This is a genomic window from Desulfovibrio sp. (genome assembly GCF_018379785.1).
Lineage (GTDB): Bacteria > Desulfobacterota > Desulfovibrionia > Desulfovibrionales > Desulfovibrionaceae > Desulfovibrio.
Window position 1 is genome coordinate 1 of the sequence record NZ_JAGZUV010000052.1, and the last position, 22,103, is coordinate 22,103.

18 protein-coding genes are annotated in these 22,103 nt (G+C 60.6%); 2 read left to right on the forward strand and 16 right to left on the reverse strand.

The window, feature by feature from the left end:
- Positions 1 to 218: 218 nt before the first annotated feature.
- From gdhA to KH208_RS11255, 16 genes are all read right to left on the reverse strand, one after another.
- Positions 219 to 1,571, reverse strand: coding sequence for an NADP-specific glutamate dehydrogenase (gene gdhA / locus KH208_RS11180; protein WP_291436315.1), 1,353 nt, complete (start codon positions 1,569 to 1,571; stop codon positions 219 to 221).
- 95 nt (positions 1,572 to 1,666) lie between these two features.
- Entirely contained in the window at positions 1,667 to 2,917 is a 1,251-nt protein-coding gene (locus KH208_RS11185; protein ID WP_291436317.1) for a M20 family metallopeptidase, read from the reverse strand.
- A gap of 166 nt (positions 2,918 to 3,083) precedes the next feature.
- Positions 3,084 to 4,154, reverse strand: coding sequence for an ABC transporter substrate-binding protein (locus KH208_RS11190; RefSeq protein WP_291436319.1), 1,071 nt, complete (start codon positions 4,152 to 4,154; stop codon positions 3,084 to 3,086).
- A 188-nt stretch (positions 4,155 to 4,342) separates the two neighbouring features.
- On the reverse strand, positions 4,343 to 5,317 hold the full coding sequence (locus KH208_RS11195; protein ID WP_291436321.1) for a tripartite tricarboxylate transporter substrate binding protein: 975 nt from the start codon (positions 5,315 to 5,317) through the stop codon (positions 4,343 to 4,345).
- Between the two features lie 159 nt (positions 5,318 to 5,476).
- On the reverse strand, positions 5,477 to 6,709 hold the full coding sequence (locus tag KH208_RS11200; RefSeq protein WP_291436322.1) for a M20/M25/M40 family metallo-hydrolase: 1,233 nt from the start codon (positions 6,707 to 6,709) through the stop codon (positions 5,477 to 5,479).
- 21 nt (positions 6,710 to 6,730) lie between these two features.
- The gene (locus KH208_RS11205) at positions 6,731 to 8,227 is read right to left on the reverse strand and encodes a tripartite tricarboxylate transporter permease (protein ID WP_291436324.1); all 1,497 of its coding nucleotides are present in this window, start codon (positions 8,225 to 8,227) and stop codon (positions 6,731 to 6,733) included.
- 136 nt (positions 8,228 to 8,363) lie between these two features.
- The gene (locus KH208_RS11210; RefSeq protein ID WP_291436326.1) at positions 8,364 to 8,849 is read right to left on the reverse strand and encodes a tripartite tricarboxylate transporter TctB family protein; all 486 of its coding nucleotides are present in this window, start codon (positions 8,847 to 8,849) and stop codon (positions 8,364 to 8,366) included.
- A 149-nt stretch (positions 8,850 to 8,998) separates the two neighbouring features.
- Positions 8,999 to 9,715: a FadR/GntR family transcriptional regulator gene (locus KH208_RS11215; RefSeq protein WP_291436328.1), complete on the reverse strand. Its 717-nt coding sequence runs from the start codon at positions 9,713 to 9,715 to the stop codon at positions 8,999 to 9,001.
- 299 nt (positions 9,716 to 10,014) lie between these two features.
- Positions 10,015 to 10,398 (reverse strand): glycine cleavage system protein GcvH, encoded by a 384-nt coding sequence (gcvH, locus tag KH208_RS11220; protein ID WP_291436330.1) that lies wholly within the window; start codon positions 10,396 to 10,398, stop codon positions 10,015 to 10,017.
- Between the two features lie 26 nt (positions 10,399 to 10,424).
- Positions 10,425 to 11,795 (reverse strand): NAD(P)/FAD-dependent oxidoreductase, encoded by a 1,371-nt coding sequence (locus tag KH208_RS11225; protein WP_291436332.1) that lies wholly within the window; start codon positions 11,793 to 11,795, stop codon positions 10,425 to 10,427.
- Between the two features lie 43 nt (positions 11,796 to 11,838).
- The gene (locus tag KH208_RS11230) at positions 11,839 to 12,663 is read right to left on the reverse strand and encodes a glutaredoxin family protein (protein WP_291436334.1); all 825 of its coding nucleotides are present in this window, start codon (positions 12,661 to 12,663) and stop codon (positions 11,839 to 11,841) included.
- Between the two features lie 54 nt (positions 12,664 to 12,717).
- Positions 12,718 to 14,163: an aryl-sulfate sulfotransferase gene (locus KH208_RS11235; RefSeq protein WP_291436336.1), complete on the reverse strand. Its 1,446-nt coding sequence runs from the start codon at positions 14,161 to 14,163 to the stop codon at positions 12,718 to 12,720.
- A gap of 65 nt (positions 14,164 to 14,228) precedes the next feature.
- The gene (locus KH208_RS11240) at positions 14,229 to 15,566 is read right to left on the reverse strand and encodes an MFS transporter (RefSeq protein ID WP_291436338.1); all 1,338 of its coding nucleotides are present in this window, start codon (positions 15,564 to 15,566) and stop codon (positions 14,229 to 14,231) included.
- A gap of 389 nt (positions 15,567 to 15,955) precedes the next feature.
- Positions 15,956 to 17,545: an outer membrane homotrimeric porin gene (locus tag KH208_RS11245; protein WP_291436341.1), complete on the reverse strand. Its 1,590-nt coding sequence runs from the start codon at positions 17,543 to 17,545 to the stop codon at positions 15,956 to 15,958.
- Positions 17,546 to 17,639: 94 nt separating this feature from the next.
- Positions 17,640 to 19,040, reverse strand: a complete 1,401-nt coding sequence (locus tag KH208_RS11250) for an SLC13 family permease (protein ID WP_291436345.1) — start codon at positions 19,038 to 19,040, stop codon at positions 17,640 to 17,642.
- A gap of 119 nt (positions 19,041 to 19,159) precedes the next feature.
- Positions 19,160 to 20,611, reverse strand: coding sequence for an aryl-sulfate sulfotransferase (locus KH208_RS11255; RefSeq protein ID WP_291436347.1), 1,452 nt, complete (start codon positions 20,609 to 20,611; stop codon positions 19,160 to 19,162).
- A 250-nt stretch (positions 20,612 to 20,861) separates the two neighbouring features.
- On the opposite strand from KH208_RS11255, the gene KH208_RS11260 reads away from it, so the two are divergent.
- Together KH208_RS11260 and KH208_RS11265 are read left to right on the forward strand one after the other, a co-directional pair.
- A complete protein-coding gene (locus tag KH208_RS11260; RefSeq protein WP_291436348.1) occupies positions 20,862 to 21,521 on the forward strand; it encodes a Crp/Fnr family transcriptional regulator in 660 nt (219 codons plus the stop codon).
- Positions 21,522 to 21,663: 142 nt separating this feature from the next.
- On the forward strand, positions 21,664 to 21,930 hold the full coding sequence (locus tag KH208_RS11265) for a DksA/TraR family C4-type zinc finger protein (protein WP_291436350.1): 267 nt from the start codon (positions 21,664 to 21,666) through the stop codon (positions 21,928 to 21,930).
- Positions 21,931 to 22,103: the final 173 nt, after the last annotated feature.

Here is a 22,103-nt window from a genome sequence, read left to right on the forward strand (position 1 = left end):
TATCCGCAATGCGTTCATATTGTTCTTTGGATATCTTCATAGGGCAAAGTTAACCCATGAAGAACGTTTTGACAATTAGTGTTAACAGGCCCTAGAGCAGTTTGCGCTTGAAATTATCGCTTAACGGCGAAGTGAATTCGCCTTGCGATAATTTCGCTGTGCGGATTTCCACGGAAAATCCGCACAGAGCGTAGAGATATTTTCAATATCAAAACGCTCTAGCCGATGCCCTGGGCCAACATGGCATCGGCCACCTTGCGGAAACCGGCGATATTGGCGCCCATCACAAGGTTGCCGGGCTGGCCGAATTCAGCGGCCGTGGCAGCGGCGTTTTTGTAGATATTGGTCATGATCTGCTTCAACTTGCCGTCCACGGTTTCAAAATCCCAGCTCTGCATGCTGGCGTTCTGAGCCATTTCCAGCTGGCTGGTGGCCACGCCGCCGGCATTGGCGGCCTTGGCCGGGCCATAGGCGATGCCCGCCTTGAGGAAGGCATGCACGGCGTCCAGCGTGGAGGGCATGTTGGCCCCTTCGGCCACGCACTTGCAACCGTTGGCCAGCAGAACCTCGGCGTCGGCCAGATTGAGTTCGTTCTGCGTGGCGCAGGGGAAAGCGGCGAAGCAGGGCACGGACCACACGGCGTTACGGCCCTGGGGGTAATCGCTCACCGGAGTGTATTCGGCCGAGGGCGCCAGTTCGGCATAGCGGCTCAGGGAAGCGCGTTCCACTTCCTTGACCTGCTTCAGCACATCCAGCTTGATGCCGTCCGGATCGTGAATCATGCCGCGCGAATCGGATACGGTGACGGGTTTTGCGCCCACCTGCTGCAGTTTTTCGCAGCAGTAGGTGGCCACGTTGCCCGCGCCGGAAACCACGCAGGTTTTGCCCTGCAGGCTTTCCTTGCGGTCTTCCAGCATGCTCTGGGCAAAATAGACCGCGCCGTAGCCCGTGGCTTCGGTACGCGCCAGGGAACCGCCGAAGAGCAGATTTTTGCCGGTGAGCACGCCTTCATAGCTCCTGGTCAGGCGCTTGTACTGGCCGAAGAGGAAGCCCACTTCGCGGCCGCCCACGCCGATATCCCCGGCGGGCACGTCAATGGTGGCACCGATGTGGCGGTACAGTTCGTTCATGAAGGCCTGGCAGAAGCGCATGACTTCCATTTCGGACTTGCCCTTGGGATCGAAATCCGCGCCGCCCTTGCCGCCGCCGATGGCCAGACCGGTAAGGGAGTTCTTGAAGACCTGCTCGAAACCCAGAAACTTGAGGATGCCCAGATTCACGCTGGGATGCAGGCGCAGGCCGCCCTTGTAGGGGCCGATGGCGGAGTTGTACTGTACGCGGAAACCCCGGTTGACCTGAACCTCGCCCTTGTCGTCCACCCATTCCACGCGGAAGGCGATGATGCGCTCGGGCTCCACCATGCGCTCGAGAATCTTGTACTGCTCGTACTTTTTATTCTTGTCCAGCACCGGCTGCAGACTTTGCAGCACTTCCTGAACAGCCTGCAGAAACACAGGCTCATAAGCGTATTTTTCTTTCAGACTGTCCATCACTCGCTGCACGTACGACATCTTGCTCTCCTTGTGGCTGGACCGGATTGCGCCGGGAAATAAATGAGGCTTTAACGACTTTTTTTATCCAAGTTCCCGGCGGCTGGCAAGGATTTTCAGGCGTCGTCCCTGGGCGGAAGCATGGAAGGCCGGGGCTGATGCCCGAAGGCCCGTGCGGCCTGAAGCGCGCTCAAGGCCATGAGCTTACAGCGCGGCAGAAGTGTGGAGGGCAGCATATATTCCTGCGCGGTATGGATGTTTTCTCCTTCGGGCCCCATGCAGCAGATGGTGGGGATGCCCAGGGCACCGGCACAGAAGCCGGACTCGGCGGCGCTTTCATAGTGCTGACCGGAAAGGCGCATGCCCAGAGTTTCTCCGGCCTCCCGCACCAGTTCGAAAAAGGCGTCGCCCTGCGGGCTGCGCTCCAGGGGATACAGGCGCAGGCCGCCGCTGATATGAGCCGTGGTGCCGGATACCACGGGTTTTTCCACCAGTTCACGGATTCCGGCCACCACGCGTCGGCCGTCCTCCAGTGTGCGATAGGTCAGGTGAATACGGGCCTCGGCCCAGGGAGCCACGGAATTGGCCGAAATGCCGCCGTTGATCAGGCCGGTGTTGACCGTCAGGCCACGCGGCAGATCCAGAAAGGCATTGATGCCCAGGACCTTGTGCGCCAGTTCAATAACGGCCGAAGCGCCTTCCTCGTAATTACGCCCGGCATGCGCGGCCTTGCCCTGGATTTTCAGATGCATATGTCCCGACCCCTTGCGCGAAAGGGTCACCTTGCCGCCTTCGCCGCCCGGCTCGGCGCAGATCACGGCCAGAGCGCCGGGAAGTTGCGCGGCCAGGGCTTTGGAGGCCGTGGGCGAACCCAACTCCTCATCGGGTGAAAACATCAGGGTCAGAGGGCAGGGCAACAGACCGCTCTGTTTGAGCGCCCGCGCCGCGAAGAGCATGGCCACAAGCCCGGCCTTCATGTCCGCCACGCCCGGTCCGGTGGCTCTGTCCGCCGCTCTGTCCAGGCGGAAGGGGCGGGCCTCGGCCGTACCCACCGGAAACACCGTATCCATATGCCCGATGAAGGCAATGCCCGGACCGGCCTTGGGGGCATGCGTTCTTGCCATGAAGACGTCGCCCAGGTCCTTCTGCCAGGCTTCATCCTCGGGAATGTGCGGTTTGGGCAGGCGGCGAACCTGAAAACCCGCTTCTCCGAGCCAGGCCGTGAGCCTTTCGCCCATACGGTTGACCCCGTCCGCGTGGGCCGTGGGGGAATCAATGCCCACCAGCTCCTCCAGCAGAGCGAGCATGGGCGCTTCCTGGTTCTGAAGGATCGTGTCCAGCGTGGCTTTCCACTGTGCCGGTTCCATGGCTCTGCTCCTTACTCGCTAGAGTGGGTCGTCATGAGATGGATTTTCTTGTTACAGCTAGAAAGGCGAACCCGTTTTGAAGGAGTGTACTCTTTTGCTACGCGACTGAAAAAGCGGGCGAAGTCTGACGCGGAGATAACCGAAAAAACACCCATGGCGGCACCCTCTAGGGTTTGGGGCTGATAGCCTTGAGATAGACGTCGTTCACAGCGTTCATGCGTTCCAGGCGAGGCCGGTCGGTTTCGCGCACGGACCCGATGCTTGCGTAAAAGGCCGCGATATCGCCCAGCCAGGTCTGGAGTTTGCTTTTGCCTTGAGCGGCGTTGAAAAGAGCAAGCTGCTCGTTGAGCGTGAAGACGGGATGGGCCTTGAGATCCTGCACGGCCTGTTCGGGAGTCAGCTCCAGGCCCGTCCATTCTTTGAAAAAGCGACTGTAGTCCGCCGCCAGATTTTCCGGCGGCGTGGCGCGCAGCATGTCCACGGCGCGGAAGTACATTTTGAGGAACGCCTCGATCCGCTGCGGGTATTTGTCGGCATAGGTGCGGTTGGCGACCAGCAACACGGGCTGGGACACGCCGCAGTGATTGGAAAGCGCCGCGGCCTTGAAGCCTTTTTGCTCCGCTTCATAGGTCAGGGGTGCCCAGAGCGCCACAGCGTCGCCCAGACCGCCGGAAAACGCGCCCAGGGCCGGTGTGGGGTCCATATACCTGACGCGCACGTCTTTTTCACTCAGGCCCAGAGCCTTGAGCCAGGCCGTCATCAGGTAGTGCGCTGAGGTCGCCTTGGGGCAGAGGATCAGCTTTTTGGCCACGCTGGCGCGGTCGCCGTAGATCTCCGGAAAGGCGGGATTGGCGCCCTTGACCTTGAGTATGGGACTGTCGGCCCGCACATACAGGGCATTGGCCAGGGATTCGTCGTTGGCCACGGCGATGATGTCCAGGCGGTCATTGAGCGCGGCCGTGAGGGCGGGCACGGCGCCGCATCCGGCCACGGCCCAGTCATAGGCCAGGATGCCCTCGACAATGGCCTTGCCGGAACTGAAGCGCAGCATGGAAACATCCAGGCCGACTTCCTTGTCCCAACCGTGCTTTTTGGCGTACCAGACGGCAAAAGCTTCGTTTTCCCCCAGCCAGGCCGTTTTCATGGGCACCGGAGCCGCTGCCTCCGGCGTGGAGACAGGGCACAGGATCAGGGATAGCAAACCCAGGCAGAGACCGGCAAAAAGTTTTTTTTTCATCAGCTTTCTCCTCTGTGAAGCGTCACCGGCAGTTCCGGCGTTTTTCGTAATACATCTCGGCTTTGAAATTGTCGTGTGCTTCATTGGCCGCAAATCCGGCCACGGCAATTTTACAGTGGATCCTCACGGACGGAAAGATCTGTCCGGAGCGTTCGGTATTCCGATACCGGACGCTCCGGCAAGTTCTCTCAGTTCAGTTTGTTTTCCTTCAGGAGCAGCCCCACGGTGTTCCAGATTTTTTCCATTTCCTGCTGGAACTGGTCGGCGGGCATAAAGTCCGTGGAAAGTCCGGCCTTGGAGAATTTGGCCTTCACGTCGGGATCTTCCAGGGCCGCCTTGAGCAAATTTTGCATGACGATGACGCGATCGTGAGGAACGCGCTTGGGCGCGACAAGGCCATGCGGAGACGGGAAGGTGTATTCCGGCCCAAGTTGCTCGGCGAAAGTCGGCACGTCGGGAAATTCCGGCAAGCGCTGGGGACTGGCCACGCCGATGATCCTGAAGTCGCCGGAGAGCACGTAGGGCTTCTGATTGGTGGTTACACCGAAGCCGCTGGTCACATGGCGTCCAAGAAGGGCGGTGGAGACATCATGCCCGCTGGTGTAGGCCACATGCGGCAACTCTACGCCGGGGAACGCTTTGAGTATCCCGCTCATGAACAGGCGCTGAGAGGAGAGCGCGCCATGGGTCGCGTAGTTGACCTTGCCGGGATCGGCCTTGGCCGCTTCAATCAGTCCTTTGAAGTCCTTGATGGGCGAGTCGGCGTTGACGGCCAGGCTCAGCCACATATTGGTGATCTGGGCGACACCTTGAAAGTCCTTGATGCCGTAGCCGGTTTTTTTGACCTGTGGGGTTGTGGAAAAGGTGCTCAGGGCCGGAAAACCGTATGTGTAGCCGTCCGGCCGGGCCTTGGCCACGTCCAGCATGGCCGGGGCGCCGGCTCCGCCGCCTTTGCAGACGATGTTCAGGGTGATATTGTGCTTTGTCTGGAAATATTCGGCCAGGATGCGGGCGGCAATGTCCACCGCGCCGCCCGGCCCGAAGGGGATGATGATGGTCACGTGCCTGTCGGGATATGCGGCCCGGGCCATGCCCGGCGAAAGAGGCAGCAAGAGAGCGCAGGCCGCCAGCACGACGCGGAAAAGGCGTATCAGCATAATCATAATGATCTCCTTCGTTGTGGCCCGTGAATGTTAAAGTTGTGCTTTAGAAAATATCCCGTTTGAAATGCTGCACAGTTCAAACGCTCCGCCGCCCGCATGCTGCGGAAAAACGCGGTTTTTCCTTGTACCTGGGCGCGGGTGTCGGGCAATTCACTTATTTCAAAGGTGAATTGCTCTGGGTGACGCGTCAAAAACGCGCGCCGCCTGCAGGGCGGTCAGAGCCACCAGCTTGGCACGCGGCAGGAAGGTCGATGGGGTGAGGCACTCGCCCTCGGCATGCAGGCCAGTGCCCTCCGGCCCCAGGCTGCAGACGACCGGCAGGTCCAGGATGCTGGAGCAGTAGCCCGATTCCGCCGCGCCTTTGGAGCGGATGCAGCGTACCGGATACTTCAGGGTCTCCCCGGCCTGCCGCACCAGCTGCCAGAGGGCCTGGACCTTGGGGGTGGGCGTCAGCGGGTACAGCCGCATGCCGCCGCTGGCACTGGAAACAGTGCCGGGAATCCAGGTTTTCGCCACATCGGCCCGGATATCCTCCACAAGTTTGCGACCGGCCTCCAGTGTGCGGAATGTGCAATGGATGCGCGCCCGGGCATTGGGAGCCACGGAATTGGCGGAGATGCCGCCGCTGATCAGGCCGGTGTTCACCGTGATGCCGTCGGCGAGATTCAGATGTTCGTTGAAAGCCAGAATCTTGTGGGCCAGTTCAAGAATGGCGGAAGCGCCTTCCTCGTAATTGCGCCCGGCATGGGCGGATTTGCCCGCGATTTCAAGCAGGAAGTGGCCGGAGCCCTTGCGTTCCACGGAAACCCCGCCGCCGGGATAGCCGGGCTCCGTGCAGAGCACCGCGTGCGCGCCGTTAAGCACCTGGCCGAGCAGAGGCGTGGTGGAAGGCGAACCCAGTTCCTCGTCGGGCGAAAAGGTCAGGGTCATGGGCACGGGCATCAGGTCCAGTTCTTTCAGAGCTTTGGCCACGAACATGTTGATTACAAGCCCGGCCTTCATGTCCAGAATGCCGGGGCCGGTGGCTCTGTCGGCGGCGCGGTCCAGGCGGAAGGGGCGGGCCGCCGCCGTCCCGGCCGGAAAGACCGTGTCCATGTGCCCGATGAAGGCCACGCCCGGTCCGGCTTCTTCGGCATGGCTGCGGGCGCAGAACACGTTGCCCAGGGAGTTCATCCAGGGCTCATCGGGCGGGGAGGGCCTTTTGGGCAGCCTGATCGCCTGAAAGCCCGCTCCGGCCATCCAGGCGGCGAGCGTCTCGCCCAGTTTGTTCACATCGCCGCCGTCGTGGGAAAAAGAATCCATGTTCACGATGCGTTCCAGAAGGGCGAACATCTCGGGTTCCTTGTCGTTGAACCAGGCATCCAGCTTTTCTTTCCATTGCGCGAGTTCCATGTGCTGCTCCTTGGATGTTGGTCAGGCTTGGCGTGGATTCTTCCGGGAAGCGCGGATGTCGTCGTATACGGACTTGACCAGTACGAACAGGCTGAGCCCGAGGACAATGCAGGCCACGGGGCTGGTGTAAAAGATGGCGTAGTCGTTCTGGGAGATGCTCAATGCCCGGCGGAAGTTCGCTTCGGCAATGGGTTCCAGGATCATGGCCAGCAGCAGCGGCGGCAGGGGGAAGTCGCACTTGGTCATCAGATAGCCCACAGTGCCGAATACCGCCACCACCAGCAGGTCAAAGGTGGAATTGTTCACCGCGTAGCCGCCCACCGCGCAGAGCGTGACCACGATGGGCATGAGCACCCCGCCGGGAATGGCCGTGATCTTGTTGGCCCCGCGCACGGCAATGAGCCCGCAGACCAGCATCAGCACATTGGCGATGATGAATGCCGAGAAAATGCCGTACACCGTGACCGGATGCTCCACAAAAAGCAGCGGGCCGGGCGTCAGGCCCTGGATCATCAGCGCGCCCAGCATAATGGCGGTGATGATGTCGCCGGGCACGCCCAGGGTCAGCAGGGGGATCAGCGCGCCGCCGCAGACCGCGTTGTTGGAGGATTCCGTGGCGGCGATGCCCTCCAGGCAGCCCTTGCCGTACATTTCCGGCGTCTTGGAGTGGCGTTTGGCCTCGGAGTAGGCGAAAAAGGTGGCCGCGCTCACGCCGGTGGCCGGAATGATCCCGATGGCCGTGCCGATGGCCGAGGAGCGCAGAAAGTTTACGGCATTGCCGGTAAGGTCTTTAAGGGAAAGACCGCGCCTGGATATCTTGCCTTCCTTGAGCGATACGCCCCGGATCACATCCTCCACGGTCACCAGCACCTGGGACAGGGCGAACAGGCCCACCAGAACGGGCACCAGGGACAGGCCGTTGAAAAGATCCGGAACGTCGAAGGTATTGCGCATGTCGCCGGTGACCGGGTCCAGGCCGATGGTGGCGAGAAACAGGCCCACGCAGGCGGAGATCAGGCCTTTGATCAGATGGCCGGACGAGAGCGAGGCCACGATGGTCAGGCCGAAGACCGCCACGGCGAAATATTCCGGCGCGCTGAAGGACATGGCCGCGCGGGCCAGCAGCGGCGCCACGGACACCAGGGCCAGCGCGCTGAAAATGCCGCCGATGAAGGAAGCTATGGTGGCCATGTCCAGGGCTTTGCGGGATTCGCCGCGCGCGGTCAGGGCCGGGCCTTCCAGCATGGTGGCCGCGGCGGAAACCGTGCCCGGCGTGCCCACCAGAATGGCCGTGATGCAGCCGCCGTAAATGGCCCCGCAATACATGCCGAGCAGGGCTGAAAAGGCGTCCACCGGAGCCATGCCGAAGGTCAGCGGGATGAGCAGGGCCACGCCCATGGCCGCCGTGAGGCCGGGCAGGGCGCCGAAGACGATCCCCAGGGCCACGCCCATAAGATTGGCCAGCAGGGCGCTCAGACTGAGGGCGCTCATAATGCCGTCAAGGATGTTCGCGAACATGTCTTTCTCCCCTAGTGTCGCGTCAAGCGACACATGTCGCATCCCCTCACTGGAGCAGATTTGCTTTGAAATCGTGTCCAATTTCAAAGTTGAAATGCTCTGAAAACGGGTGCCGGTTGTGCCGAGGGACGGGGCCTCAGGGCAGCATGACCTGGAAAAACCAGCCAAAGGCTGTGAGCAGGGCGGCCGTGGTCAATACCGCGACCAGAGCAACCTCCAGCGGCTTGCGTCTGCCGAGCAGCGGCAGTGCGAACAGAAGAAAGAGAAAGGTGCTGATGCCGAAGGCCCCGCCCGAGGTAAAAGGCGGATTCTCCATGGCGGCGAAAAGATCGCCAAGTCCGGTCAGCGTGATCAGATACAGGTAGAAAAGGCCGAGAAAGAGAAGGACTTTTTTGAGGACATGGGGTTCGGGCCAGTAGCGTTTGAGGGGCTTTTGCCGCAGACCCTTGATGAGCAGAACACAACTCAGAACGGCAAGAATGGCGAGAACCGCCCCGGGCACGCCAGCGGGCCCCACGTTTTCCGTGCTCCCGGCCGGCGGCAGCAGGCTGACGCTGTATGCGCCCACGGCGCACAATCCGAGCAAAATAAGGCCGCTGACAACGTCTGTTGGGCTTTTCATGCTTTTCCTCTCTCTGGTTTCGCTGCGGAATACCTTGGGAAAGGGACTGCGCGGTGGGAATGCGTCTGCGTTTCCCGCTTACGGGGGACCGCACCGGCCGTGGCCGGTCCCCTCTTCGTATGTATGCCGCCGCGTAAGCAATGACATGGCTAGTCTCTCGCAATCACAAAAGGATGTTTCTGAAGCACGGTATCCAGGTGTTCCTCAATGGCCTTGCGGGAATCAGCGGGCGAGCGGCCCTCAAGAGCGTCGATGATCCGCAGATGCGAGGAAACCGAAAACTGGCGCCATTGCGTGTCGCGCAACTCCGCCGTGCGCCCGGCGGCGTAGTGACTGTTCAACTGGGCCATGGTTCCTGCAAGCAGGCTGTTGCCTGCGCACAGGGCCAGGCAATGGTGAAAACGGGCGTCAAGGTCGCCGTCTTCCTGGCCGGTCAACAAGCGGCGCTGCTGGTCGCAGGTGATGATCTTCAATTGGTCGAGCTGTTCGGGGCTGTGGCGCAAGGCGGCCAGTTCGGCAATGGCGGGTTCAAGGATTCTGCGGAATTCCATGACTTCGTCAAACACCAGGTTTTCCGAATCCACGGCTTCCAGGATGGCATTTTTGAGGGGTTCCATGTCGGGCGCGCGTACATAGGTTCCGTCGCCCTGGCGGCTTTCCAGAAGGCCCTTTCCAGCCAGCATCTGGATGGCTTTGCGGATGCTGCTGCGGGAAACCCCGAAGCTCTCCGCCAATGCGCGTTCCGGCGGCAGCCTGTCGCCGCTTTGGAAACGGCCTTCGGCCATAAACTGCCGCAGGCGTTCCGAAAGCCGCTGGTAGCTGCGGCGCGGGCTTGCGCCCTCTCTGTGGATGGCGGTGACGGGCATGATGCTTCTCTTGGTTGGGTATGGTTGACTTGACTATAGCTGCTTGTGCTTTTTGTGTCAACCTTTTTAAACCAATTTTGTCTATAAGATAAAAAATAATATTTTTTATTTTAATTGGTTAAATATATTTTTGGAAATCATGCTGCAAAATATGTGGCCATTTAATAAAAGAATGTTTCAGAAAGGTTGGAGAATGGTTGAATCAGGAATATTGTTTGCGCACAAAAAAAGCGTCCCCGGCAGGCCGGAGCGGAATTGCCCGGCCCACTGGGGACGCCGTAATGAGCATGAGAAAGGGGTCAGACCATTTGAGCGGCGTAGGCCGCCGCGCTGATCAGGCCCGGCTCGGCAGGATCGTCGGCCTTGACGCGCACCAGCCAGCCCTCGCCGTAGGGGCTCTGGTTCAGCAGTTCCGGCGTGTCGGCCAGGGCTTCGTTGATTTCCAGCACCGTGCCGGAAAGCGGCATAACGGCGTCTGAAGTCACCTTGGCCGATTCAATGGAAGCGCAGGACTGCCCCTGGGTGAAATGCGCGCCTGTTTCCGGCAGTTCCACAAAAATCACCGCGCCCAGTTGGTCCTGGGCATAGTCGGAAATGCCCACCAGCACGCTGCCGTCGCTCCGGGGCTGGGCCCAGAGCTGTTCCGGATGGTACCGGCGGTCATCGGGATAGGAAAGGCTCATGTGTTTCCTCCTGAGTTGTCCGCAGCTCAGGCCGCGGGCTCACGCGGGGCCTGGACGGCCACGGAGAGTATTTCGTCCAGGGTGGGGTGGGCGAACATGAAACTGTGCAGCCTGTCGCCGCTGTATTGTCCCAACAGCAGAAGCTGGGCCGCCGTGACCAGATGGGACACGCCGTGCCCCAGGGCCGCGATGCCGGCCATGCGGCCGTCCTGCCAGACCACCTTCACAAAGCCGGAAGCGTCGCCTCCTGCCTGGGCGATGGCATTGCCCGTGAGCATGGCGCGCGAAACAGCGACTTCGCCCCCCTCGGACAGAGCCTGCCGGGCGGTTTTGCCCACGCGCATGACTTCCAGGCTGCCGTAGATGCAGGAGGGCACCGGGCCGGAATCATAGGCTCCGCTTTCCTCGCCCAGAATCTGCCGGGCCACGTAGACGCCCTGATGCTCGGCGGCATGGGCCAGCAGGGTTTTGCCGTTGATGTCGCCGATGGCGAAGACCGTGGGCGCGGCCTTCAAGTAGTCGTCCACCGTGACGTAGCCGCGCCGGTTCAGGGCGCAGCCCGCCTTTTCAGCTTCCAGTCCGTCGGTATTGGGCTTGCGGCCCACAGCCACCAGGGCCTTGGTCGCGGTCAGCTCCCGGCCGTCCTCCAGCGTCAGCACGGCCTGGCCGTCCCTGGTCAGCAGGGAAGAGGCCTTGACGCCCGCCAGGCAGGCGCGCCCGGCCTTGCCCAGCAGTTTTTGCAGTTCCTGGGCGATGTCCGTATCCTCGGTGGGGGCCAGTTGCGGGGCCGCCTCCACCACGGTGACGGCGCTGCCCATGGCGCTGAAAAAGTCGGCCATTTCCAGGCCGATGGCTCCCGCGCCCACGATGATCAGGCTTTCGGGCACAGCCGGGATATTGAGCAGGTCCGTGCTGTCGAGCACCGCGTCATGGTCCGGAACCAGGCCGGGGAAGGACGCGGAACGGGAACCGCCCGCCAGGACAATGTGTTGTGCGGAAAGCGTCTGCTCACCGCCGTCGGCGGCCACGACCCGCACCTCGTGCGCTCCGGCGCAGAGCCCGCGCCCGTTGAACAGGGTCACGCCCGCGTCGGCCAGACCTTTGGCCAGGGTCTGGCTGGAGGCTTTGGTGTAGCGCTGCACTCTTTTCTGCAGAGCCGCGTAATCCACTTCGACGGTTCCCTTGGCCACGCGCTGGCGCTCCAGGCCGCGCAGCAGCCCTTTGGGAGCCACAGCGCCCAACAGCATCTTGGTGGGAATGCAGCCGCAGTTGAGGCAGACGCCGCCCCAGTGGGCGTCTTCCACCAGGGCCACGGATTTGCCCGCGGCAGCGAGGATCTTGGCGGTTTTCGCGCCGCCGGGGCCGCCGCCGATGATGATGACGTCAAATTTGTCCATAGGAATGCTCCCTGCGTAGAAATGGGTTAGCGCCGGTGCCGCGTTACTTGGCAATGTCCGCCTTGAACAGGAAGTCCCGCGCGGCGGAGCGGTATTTGAGCAGCATGGCGTCGGGCAGCGCTTCCAGGCCGCGCAGGCCCTGCGGCATGTCCGCCGTGACGGCGGCGACGGCATAGGGCAGGGTGTGGTCGCCCGCCGCTTCGGAAACCAGCAGGGCCGCGCCCGCCGCCTCGTCGCGCGTGGGCCAGGATACGGAACCGTCGGCGCGGGGCACGGGATACGCCAGGAAGCGGATGACACCGTCTTCTGTTTTGCGGACCAGGTCAATGCTTTTGGCCAGATCTTCCTTGCTCGGAGCCGCACCGAACAGATTTTGATATACCGGCGCGGGGCCCACGCAGTTCAGTATCACGCTTACCGGCCTGATTTGCAGAACGCGCTCCAGCAGTTCGGGCTTGCGTCCATCGCTCTGAACCCAGACGTGCAGGCCCCCCTTGGCGAGGCGGTCCGCCAGGGTCACAAAATTGTCCTCCTGACCGTCCGGGCATTGCGAGAGGTAGAGCCCGGAAATGTTGCCGTGGAGCATGTCGCTGCGGGTCACGCAGGCTTCCATTTCATGTCCGGAAAGCAGGTAGGCGATGATTTCGCCGCTGCCCTGCTTGATGACTGTGCCGTCGTCGAAAAGGGGAAATTCCACGCCTTCGGGATTGCGGTAAATGGCCTTGCGGTTGGTGCGGTAAAAAGTGTTGAAAACCGGCGCATCCGCCTTGAAGTCCACAGTGTCGTAAGGCAGGCCGCGCTCTGCCAGAAAGGCTTTGACGATTTTGCAGCGGATGCAGTCAGGCGCGGTGTACAGGGTGATGCTCATGTTTTTCTCCTGTCGGGGCCGCCTGTTGCCGGGCGGCCGCTCCGTAACAAGCGGTTATTCAGGATCTTCCACCGAGGCCACGCACAGGGCGTTGTCCGGCTCGAAAGGCGCGCAGCCTTCCACCTCCACCACCGAAACCCGGTCGCCGAAAGCCGCCGCGCCGGGCATGCGGAAGGTATTCACATCAATGCGTTCGATGGCTTTTTCCTCCGGCCTGCCCGCTTGCGGGGCCCATTCGTAGGGCGCGCGGTAGGCGCGGTACACCATGTTCATGGGGATCAGCTTGCCCCAGTAGGGCGAGATATATTCCCAGACCAGCTCATGCTCCCGGGTGACTTCAAACACGCGGCCGTCCGAACCCTCGGTAATCAGGGTATTGCCGTTGGGCAGGCGCTGGGCGCTGCTGATAAAGGGACTGTAGAAACGGTTGCTGTCCATGGGCGCCAGGAACCCGGCTTCGCACGGGGTATACTGCCAGACGATCCTCAGGCTCACGGGGTCGATTTCCAGGACGCGGGAATGATCGCGCAGAGCGGCCTTGACGCCCGTGGGCGAGCCGGGATTGGGCACGTCGTAGCCGCCCCAGCCGCCGTTGTCGAAAACCAGGATGTTGCCCTCGCCGGGCAGGCCGCGCGGGATCATGTGCGCGTGGTGCTGGCCGATGATCCAGCCGATGGCTCTGGCTTCGGGACTGGCGTCGTAGTCCGGCCCCAACTTCCAGACGATCTTGCCGGTTTTTTTGCTGATGATAAATATAATGTTGGCTTCGCGGCCATCGGCGATGATGTTGTCCGGATGGAAACGCTCGTCGCCCGCATCGTACCACTTGTTGGGGCCCAGCGCTGACATGGAGTTGGTGTGCATCCAGTCGCCCATGCCTTCGGGCCGGGTGGGGCGGTAATTGGGATTGCGGCAGAGGGTGTTCTTGGGGCCTTCGCGAAAACCCATTTCATGAAAGTGCTCGTTGCAGGACCATTCCCAGACAATGTCGCCGTCCCAGTCCACTTCCAGAATCACGTCGTCCAGAAGCAGCTTGTCCGTGATGTCCTTGTTGCGGGCGTTGCGGTGGGCCAGGATCAGGGTGTTGCCCGAATCGGTCTTGGGCTCCATGCCCGGCGCGTAGTAGCCCACGGGGTTGCCCTCGCGCTGGTGGTCATGGTGGTAGCGGGCCATCCAGCGACCCGGAGCGCCGGGGTCTTCAATAAATTCATTGCGGTCGAATTTCCAGACAATATTGCCGTCCCAATCCACCTGCACCAGATCCAGATAGTCCTGCACGCCGTATTTGCCGTTACGCAGGCCGCGTGTGGTCAGAATCTGGCCGCCGGGCAGGAGTTTGTTGGGCATGCCGTTGACGCCCCGCCAGACTTTGACCTCACGGCCGTTCATATCCATGAGCACCGCGCCAACTTCGTGGGCCTGAAAGATGGTGAAGCCGTTCCAGCATTTGTCGGGATTGTACACGGTAACGCCGGTGGGATAGATAGTCGGATGGCCCATAATTTTGCTCTCCTCTTGCGTTGGATGATATGCGAGGCCCCGGAATCGGGAAAGATCAGGGAAGATCAGGCGATCTCTTCCAGGGATTTGCCGCCGGTGCGTTGGCCCCAGAGGCCCACGACCATGGCGGGGATCAGGCACATGACGCTGATGATGTAGAAGACGCCGTCAAAGTTGTAGGCCGCGAATACGAGGGGGATCAGCGGCTGGGTGGCGGCCACGGCCAGACGGCCCATGGAATTGTGAAAGCCTGTGGCCGTATTGCGCATGCAGGTGGGATAAGATTCGGCGGTGTAGGAAAAGACCATGAAGTTCATGCCCAGGATGAAGCAGGTGATCAGAAAACCCATGCCCACAATGCCCCAGAACGAAGTCACGTTGCCCAGCACCGGCGTCAACGCGGCCAGGGCGAACAGCGCCGCCATAATCGGGATTTTGCGTCCGCCCTTGTCGGAGACAAAGGAGGAGAAGAACAGGCCTGCGGGCACCCCGATGGAAATGATGGTCGTGGCCGTGAGGCTCTCCTCCAGGCTGAATCCGTGGGCCTTGAGCAGGGTGGCCATCCAGTTGTTGACGGCAAAGGTCACGGGGTTGCTCAGCAGCACGATGACCAGAAGCACCAGGGTGCGTTTGAGGTATTTCCGGTGAAACATGCCGGTGAGCACTTCGCGGACCGGCGTTTTCGCCTGGACGTTTCCGGCCGCTTCGCTCAGGTCCACACGCTTGCCCGTGAGTTCAAACACCACCTGCTCGGCTTCGGCCTGCCTGCCGTGGGCCACCAGCCAGCGCGGCGATTCCTTCAGATATCTGAGCCCCACCGCAAAGGCGATCAGGCCGATGCCGCCGAAGTAGAAAATATAGCGCCAGGCTTCCTCGGCCAGGGGAATAATGGCGCGGCAGAGAATACCGATGACCGGCACGGCGGAAAAACCCACGGCCGCCACCAGATTCTGCCATTTGCCGCGCGTTTCCGCCGGGGCCATTTCCGCGATGTAGGCCTGGGAGCAGACCATCAGACAAAACACGCCGAAACCGGTCATGGCTCTGGAAGCCACAAAGACCGGGAAACTGTTGGTAAAGCCGTTGAGCACCGAGGCCAGAGAAAAGACCACAATGGCAATGAGGAATGTTTTGCGGCGACCGATAAAATCCGAAACCACGCCGCCCACAAAGCCGCCGGTGGTCATGGCCGCGAAATACCAGAAGTTGACCGTGCCGATATCCTTCAGGGTCAGCCCCCAGGAGTGCATCAGAGCCGGAGCGATGAAGCCGAAATTCCAATTGTCCATCTGTTCACAGAAGTAGGCCATCATGATGATGAAAAAAATGGCCTTGTGCGGACCTGTGACCGGCAGACCGTCGAAGTAGTTGTTGCTGATTTTCTGCGGAGCGGCGGTGCTCATGGGATTTTCCTCCCAAGCTGTGTGTGGCCGGGCACGAAGGGGAACAACAATGGACGCCGTGAAACATTTTTTGTAGTGAAGTCAGCCTAGCGCGCCCAGAACGCGCGTAGTGTTGCCATTGCAACCTCTTCCATAAAAAAGTGAAAAAAATTTCAAAGCGGAGCGCGGTAAAAGAAAAGGCCCGGAAAATATCCGGGCCGATTGAGAGAGATGCGGGATGCCTGATGCCGGGGCTCAGCCCATATTGCAGCGTTGTTTACGGAAAGTTGCATCTGGAGAGGCGGCAACGCGCGGCGATGCCGAATATACCGCAAGATCAATTTTTCTTTTGCAAGGCCGCCGGATGCAAAAAGGCCGCTTTGCAGCAGTCGGTCTCATGAGGGCAGAGCTTAAAAAGCGTAGACCACATTGAGGCTGACTTTCCAAGCGTCCTTGTAATTCAGACTGTCGCCCGCGATATTTTCATAATGGCCCCAGGTGCCTTCATCCAGCCAGAGGTGGATGTACCCGGTTTCCAGAATGAAGCTGAGATTCTCTGCGGCCTTGTAAGTACTGTCGAAGTTGATTTCCAGGCCGTTGTCCGAGCGGGTCAGATAGGTGCCGAAGGAGTTGAAGTCCGTATTGTTGCGGTATACCGCGCGCCCGGCGTTGTCCACGGGACGCCGCCCCGTGATGTACGAGGCCATCCTGGGATCATTGGTGCCGCCGAAGTAGTTCACGCGCAATGTATGGCTGAGGTCATCCATAAAACTGAGCTTTTTGATCCTCGCTCCCACGCCCCAGGTGCCGTTGGGGTTGGTGCCCAGTACGCCCTTGCCGCCGCCCATGATCGGATTGCCCCGGTAGCCGAAGCTGGACAGGGAATTGGTCAGGTTGTTGGTGGTGGCGACGTAGGGCAGGCGCTCCGAACCATTATGCGGATTGTCGTCGTCGCCGCTGAAATACCAGCCGTACAGGCCGGGCACGCCCCAGTCCGTATCGTATTCGCCCAACAGCATGCCGAACCAGCCCTGGCGATTAAGGTATTCCCGGCCGTTGTCCACGCTGCCGTAGATGAAATCCCAGCTGATCCGGAACGGTGAAAAAGCCGTGACTTCGCCGGTCAGTCCGCCCCAGAACAGGGTGCTGTACGCCGTGTTCCAGAGGGATGCGCCGCCGCGGGCGGAGCTGAAGGCGGCGGGAAAGAGGCCGTCCCGCATCTGGAGGCCGTCAATGGCCTGACTGCTGGGATTATTGAAGGTGAATGTTTTGCTGTTCCCGGCGGCATTCCTGACGGCAAAGGGCATAAGCGTATTGGGCCCCATGCCGCCGGCCATGGCCCAGGGCGTGATTTTGAGGCCGTCCAGCGTCACCGGCGCCAGCAGGGCGAAGAGGTCGAAATTGTCCAGATAGTTAGCCGTGGCGCCGTTATCGGCGGTATCCAGCCAGTTGTCGTTGTAGGGCCGCATCCACAGGGCGGTCAGGCCAAAGGATTCATTGAAGGCGTAGGAAGCGGTGATGCCCGCCACATCGTCGTTGAAGACCGGATTGTCCAGGGCGAAGCCGGGCAGTCTGACGCCCTGCAGGCCCATGCGCACCTTGAGATCCGCATGCGGCGGCATCCAGTCCAGATAGGCCTGTTTGACCTTGACCATATTGCTGCCGTCCGCGCCCAGGGCGCCGCCCTGGGCGGCCATGCCCCAGCGTTGCTCGCCGATTTCAAAAAAGACCACGCCCGCGAGGCTTTCGGAGGCCACGGCCTGCAATTGCAGATGCAGACGCTGGATGGCTTCGAATTCGTCGCGTTTCTGGTGTATGGCCGCCCACTGCTGGCCGATTTGATGACTGCCCTGGCGGTTCTTGCCCATGAAATTGCCGCCGTTGATATAGTCAAAGGCGAACTGCCAGCTCCCCTTGACTTTGAAATCCACAGCCCGCGCCGTGGCGGCTCCCCCGAGCAGCAGCATCGCGGCCAGAAATACAATGCCCCATTTCCTCATTGCTTTCTCCTCCGGAAAAATTTTCAACTGTCCCGAATGCGGCATCCACCGGAGCGGCCCGGATTTTCAGCATCGGGCCGCTCCGCAAGAAGTTCTAAAGAACCAGACGCCAGTAAGGCACGGCCACAAAGGCCACAAACGCGCCGGCCAGCACGATGCGGATGGCCATGACCAGCAGCATTTCCTTGAAGTTGATGTAGCCGCTGCTGAAAAAATAAAGGTACAGGGCGTACTCGTAGGGGAAGAGCAGATTGTCCAGGCCGTACTGGAAGGAATAGTAGAGCAGGCGCGGGTCAAGACCCATATCCATGCCCAGTTCGGTGATGGGCGAGGTGAGGGTGGACGTGGCAGCCAGGGGCGTGAGCAGGAAATTGGAGAGAAAACCCACCAGGTAGGAGCAGAGCCCGGCCACTGTGGCCCCCATGTTGCTGAACAGGGGCAGCACAAGGTTGGCCAGCCAGTCCGTAACCTTGAGGAAGCCGCCCGCGCTGCCGATGCACATGCAGCCCATGATGAAGAACAGCGGGGCGAAGTTGACCTTGTTGACGCGCGGCCCGTCCATCAGGCTGACGCCGGGCAGAAAGGAAGCCACGGACACCAGCACCAGCACCACGCCCGCGCTGATGCCGTGCAGGCTGTCGGTTGCCAGCAGGGTCAGGGTCAGGACCAGCAGGGCCAGGGCGCGTTTCTGTTCCGGCGCCATGACGCCCAGTTCACGGTATTTTTCCTGCACCACGCAGCGCAGGACATCCTTTTTGACCGGCGAGCGCAGCACCAGCAGCACAATTGCCAGGGACATGGCCGTGTACAGCATGCCGGGCACGAAATTGTGCAGCGCGTATTGCATCCAGGTGGTCTGGGTGCCCATGATCTTGTCGGCCAGGCCCATGCCCATGGTCAGGTCCGCCGCGCCCGTAAGATAGCAGAGTTTGGTGGAACCCACTGCCAGGCAGGTGCCCAGCACCACGGCCGTGGCTTCGCGGCTTTTGGGCCTGAAATCCAGCGCGTCGCAGAGGCTCAGGGCCACGGCGCAGAAAATAGCGGCCTTGCCCATGATGGAAGGCACCAGCGGAGACACGATGGCCGCGCCCAGAGTAATGCCGCAAAGGGCTCCGGCAAAACTGCCGCCCGCCGCGCGCACGCAGCCGAGAGCAATACGCTTGCCCAGGCCCGTATCCTGAATGATCTTGCCGAGGATGAAACCGCCGATGACGATGATCGGCACTTCGGAGAGCCAGGGACTGTAGACCACCTTCATGCCCACCCCGCAGAACAGGATGTACAGGGCGGGAAGCAGAATGCCCACGGCAATTTCATTCAGGGTGTCCATGGCCCAGGCGCACACGGCCCAGAGCGTGATGGCCAGAAAGGCCATCATGGGTTGGCTGAGCGAGCCGTCCCTGGGCAAGAGCAGATAGACGCCCAGGGGAAGGATCAGGCTTAAGGCCCATTTGGCCAGCATGCTGGGGTTGAAGTCGGAAGTCTTGAAGAACATACGCGGCTCCTTGCGTATTCTGAACCTGTTGAGATGATGGAACAGCGCGCCCTGGGCACGGGCTTCGATGCGGAACCGGCCGGAACGCTTCCCTGGGAAGCGTTCCGGCCGGGCCGGCGTTATTCTTCCGTGGGATCTTCCACTGAAGCCACGCACAGGGCGTTGCTGCCCTCGTAAGGCTGGCAGCCTTCCACGCCCACTTCCCTGGTCCGCTCGCCCGCGGCGGCAGCGCCCGGCACGCGGAAGGTGCTCACGACCAGCGGCGCGATGGGTGTTTCAGACGGCTTGCCCGCCTGGGGCACCCATTCATAGGGCACGCGGTAGGCGCGGTAGGTCATGTTCATGGGCACATGCTTGCCCCAATAGGGCGAAATGAATTCCCAGACGATTTCATGTTCCGGCGTAACTTCGAACACGCGGCCGTCCGCGCCCTCGGTAATCAGCGTGTTGCCGTTGGGCAGACGCTGCATGCCGCTGATGAAGGGGCTGTAGAAACGGTTGCTGTCCATGGGTTCCAGGAATCCGGCCTCGCGCGGGGTGTACTGCCAGACGATCTTGAGATTCACGGGGTCGATTTCCAGTACGCGGGAGTGGTCGCGCAGGGCGGCCTTCACGCCCGTGGGCGAGCCGGGATTGGGCACGTCGTAGCCGCCCCAGCCGCCGTTGTCGAAAACCAGGATATGGCCTTCGCCGGGCAGGCCGCGCGGGATCATATGCGCGTGGTGCTGGCCGATGATCCAGCCGATGGCGCGCAGTTCGGGCGTGCTGTCGTAATCCGGGCCGAGCTTCCAGGTGATCTTGCCGGTCTTTTTGCTGATGATGAAAATGATGTTGGCTTCGCGGCCGTCCACGATCAGGTTGTCGGGATGGAAGCGCTCGTCGCCCGCATCATACCACTTGTTGGGACCGAGCACGGACATGGAGTTGATGTGCATCCAGTCGCCCATGCCTTCGGGCAGCGTGGGGCGGTAGTTGGGGTTGCGGCAGAGAGTGTTCTTGGGACCTTCGCGGAAGCCCATTTCATGGAAGTGCTCGTTGCAGGACCATTCCCAGACGATGTCGCCGTCCCAGTCCACTTCCAGAATAAGGTCATCCAGAAGCAGCTTGTCCGAAATATCCTTATTGCGGACGTTGCGGTGGGCCAGGATCAGGGTGTTGCCCGAATCAATCCTGGGTTCCATGCCCGGCGCGTAGTAGCCCACGGGGTTGCCTTCGCGCTGGAAATCATGGTGGTAGCGGGCCATCCAGCGTCCGGGAATGCCGGGATCTTCAATGTATTCATTCTTGTCGAATTTCCAGACGATATTGCCGTCCCAGTCCACCTGAATCAGATCCAGTCCGTCCTGGACGCTGTATTTTCCGCTGCGCCGTCCCCGGCCGGTCAACAGATAGCCGCCGGGGAAAATTTTGTTGGGCATGCCGTGCACGCCTTTCCAGACATTGATCTCGCGGCCGTTCATGTCCATGAGCACCGCGCCCATTTCATTGGCCTGAAAGATGGTGAATCCGCTCCAGCATTTTTCCGGTTTGTAGAGGGTGACGCCGGTGGGATAAATGGTTGGATGACCCATGCGTGAACTCCTTACGGTTGGTGTGGATGATTTTCACTCCGGCCCGCGGGCTGGAGAAATTTGGAGCAAATTAATATATTTTTGAAATCATGTGCTTTTTTATGTGGATGGCGTACAGTAGCCTGCGGAAAAGAAAATTTGTGTTGCCATTGCAACCTTTTTCACAAAATAATAAATAGTTGAGAAAGGTGCTCCCTTCGGCAAGAGGCGGCGAGCCGTTACGGCAAAAATGCGGGTATGGAGAACAGTGGTGAGCAATCGATGTCTGGGCTTTACGGAATTGCGCGACGTGAACGCCGTCTGGCGTTCGGTCCTGGATCTCGGCGTGCGTTATATCTGGCGCAAGGGGCATTGCATCGAATCGCACGGAGAACTGCTGTTCCTGGACAAGGGCCAGGTACGGCTGACCCATTTCACCCTGGACGGCGCGGAAAAGATCCTCTGGTACATCAACCAGGGCTGTCTGTTCGGTGAAACGCCGCTGTTTGATCCCATGGCAGAGGACAGGGACAGCATGCACATCTGCGCCATGGACTGCGTGGTTTACGCTTTTTCCAAAGACCGCGTGGAGCATTTGAGCCGCACGCGGCCGGATCTGACTCTCAATCTGCTGCACAGCATGGCCCGTAAGCTGCGCACGCTTTCCAACCAGGCCTCGTCGCTCTATGTGGACGATGTACTGGTGCGTACGTGCAAGTTTCTGGCCCAGCGCCTGCTGCCGGACAGTGATCCCCTGACCGCTGATCCCGGCATTTCCCGGCAGGAAATGGCGAGCCTGCTGGGCGTGCACCGGATCACGCTTTATAAGGTGCTGCGCCAGCAGGAGGAGCAGGGTCTGTTCGGCCCCTTTGAGCGGCACGCCGTCACCATTTTGCGGCCCGAAGAATTTTTTCGCCTGGTCAATTCCTAGCTGGAAGGCATCCCCTCACGTCCGGGTATGATTTTTCCACCCTGCACTGCGTATAGGCGTTTCTTTTCAATCTTGCCGTGTACAAGAAGAGTCTTAATTTCAGGTGAATTCCGTAGAAGAAAACAGCGCGATGGAGATGGATATGGCTGTGGTATGGGCAGGCGACAGCGCCGTTCAGGACCAGATTCAGGATTCGATCAATGACGAGATCCGCCGGGCGCGTGCCTGCCTGCCGCAGGGCGTCAGTCTGGAATATTGCGAAGAGTGCGGCGACAGGATCCCGGAAGCCCGCCGTGAGGCCTTGCCCGGCGTGCGCCTGTGCGTGCATTGCCAGGAAGAGGCCGACAGGGAACAGCAGGCCGTCAGTCTGTACAACCGGAAGGGCAGCAAGGACAGCCAGCTGAGATAAGAAAGGGCTGGCGTAAAAAGTATTTCTCCCTTTGCACAGCAAGAGGCCGCGGTCGGTTGACCAGGGCCTCTTGCAATAAAGGGCTTTAGCCAGTTGAGCGAGCTATGGCGAGCGAAACAGAAATCCACCCGCTATGCGGGTGGAAAAAATTTGTTATACAAAAAACACCTTTC

Coding starts and splice junctions, on each gene's coding strand:
- gdhA (WP_291436315.1), bottom strand. CDS start 1,571: ATGTCGTACGTGCAGCGAGTGATGGACAGTCTGAAAGAAAAATACGCT.
- KH208_RS11215 (WP_291436328.1), bottom strand. CDS start 9,715: ATGCCCGTCACCGCCATCCACAGAGAGGGCGCAAGCCCGCGCCGCAGC.
- KH208_RS11205 (WP_291436324.1), bottom strand. CDS start 8,227: ATGTTCGCGAACATCCTTGACGGCATTATGAGCGCCCTCAGTCTGAGC.
- KH208_RS11240 (WP_291436338.1), bottom strand. CDS start 15,566: ATGAGCACCGCCGCTCCGCAGAAAATCAGCAACAACTACTTCGACGGT.
- gcvH (WP_291436330.1), bottom strand. CDS start 10,398: ATGAGCCTTTCCTATCCCGATGACCGCCGGTACCATCCGGAACAGCTC.
- KH208_RS11245 (WP_291436341.1), bottom strand. CDS start 17,545: ATGAGGAAATGGGGCATTGTATTTCTGGCCGCGATGCTGCTGCTCGGG.
- KH208_RS11210 (WP_291436326.1), bottom strand. CDS start 8,849: ATGAAAAGCCCAACAGACGTTGTCAGCGGCCTTATTTTGCTCGGATTG.
- KH208_RS11255 (WP_291436347.1), bottom strand. CDS start 20,611: ATGGGTCATCCAACCATTTATCCCACCGGCGTCACCCTCTACAAACCG.
- KH208_RS11250 (WP_291436345.1), bottom strand. CDS start 19,040: ATGTTCTTCAAGACTTCCGACTTCAACCCCAGCATGCTGGCCAAATGG.
- KH208_RS11185 (WP_291436317.1), bottom strand. CDS start 2,917: ATGGAACCGGCACAGTGGAAAGCCACGCTGGACACGATCCTTCAGAAC.
- KH208_RS11230 (WP_291436334.1), bottom strand. CDS start 12,663: ATGAGCATCACCCTGTACACCGCGCCTGACTGCATCCGCTGCAAAATC.
- KH208_RS11265 (WP_291436350.1), top strand. CDS start 21,664: ATGGCTGTGGTATGGGCAGGCGACAGCGCCGTTCAGGACCAGATTCAG.
- KH208_RS11225 (WP_291436332.1), bottom strand. CDS start 11,795: ATGGACAAATTTGACGTCATCATCATCGGCGGCGGCCCCGGCGGCGCG.
- KH208_RS11200 (WP_291436322.1), bottom strand. CDS start 6,709: ATGGAACTCGCGCAATGGAAAGAAAAGCTGGATGCCTGGTTCAACGAC.
- KH208_RS11195 (WP_291436321.1), bottom strand. CDS start 5,317: ATGATTATGCTGATACGCCTTTTCCGCGTCGTGCTGGCGGCCTGCGCT.
- KH208_RS11190 (WP_291436319.1), bottom strand. CDS start 4,154: ATGAAAAAAAAACTTTTTGCCGGTCTCTGCCTGGGTTTGCTATCCCTG.
- KH208_RS11235 (WP_291436336.1), bottom strand. CDS start 14,163: ATGGGCCATCCGACTATCTATCCCACCGGCGTTACCGTGTACAATCCC.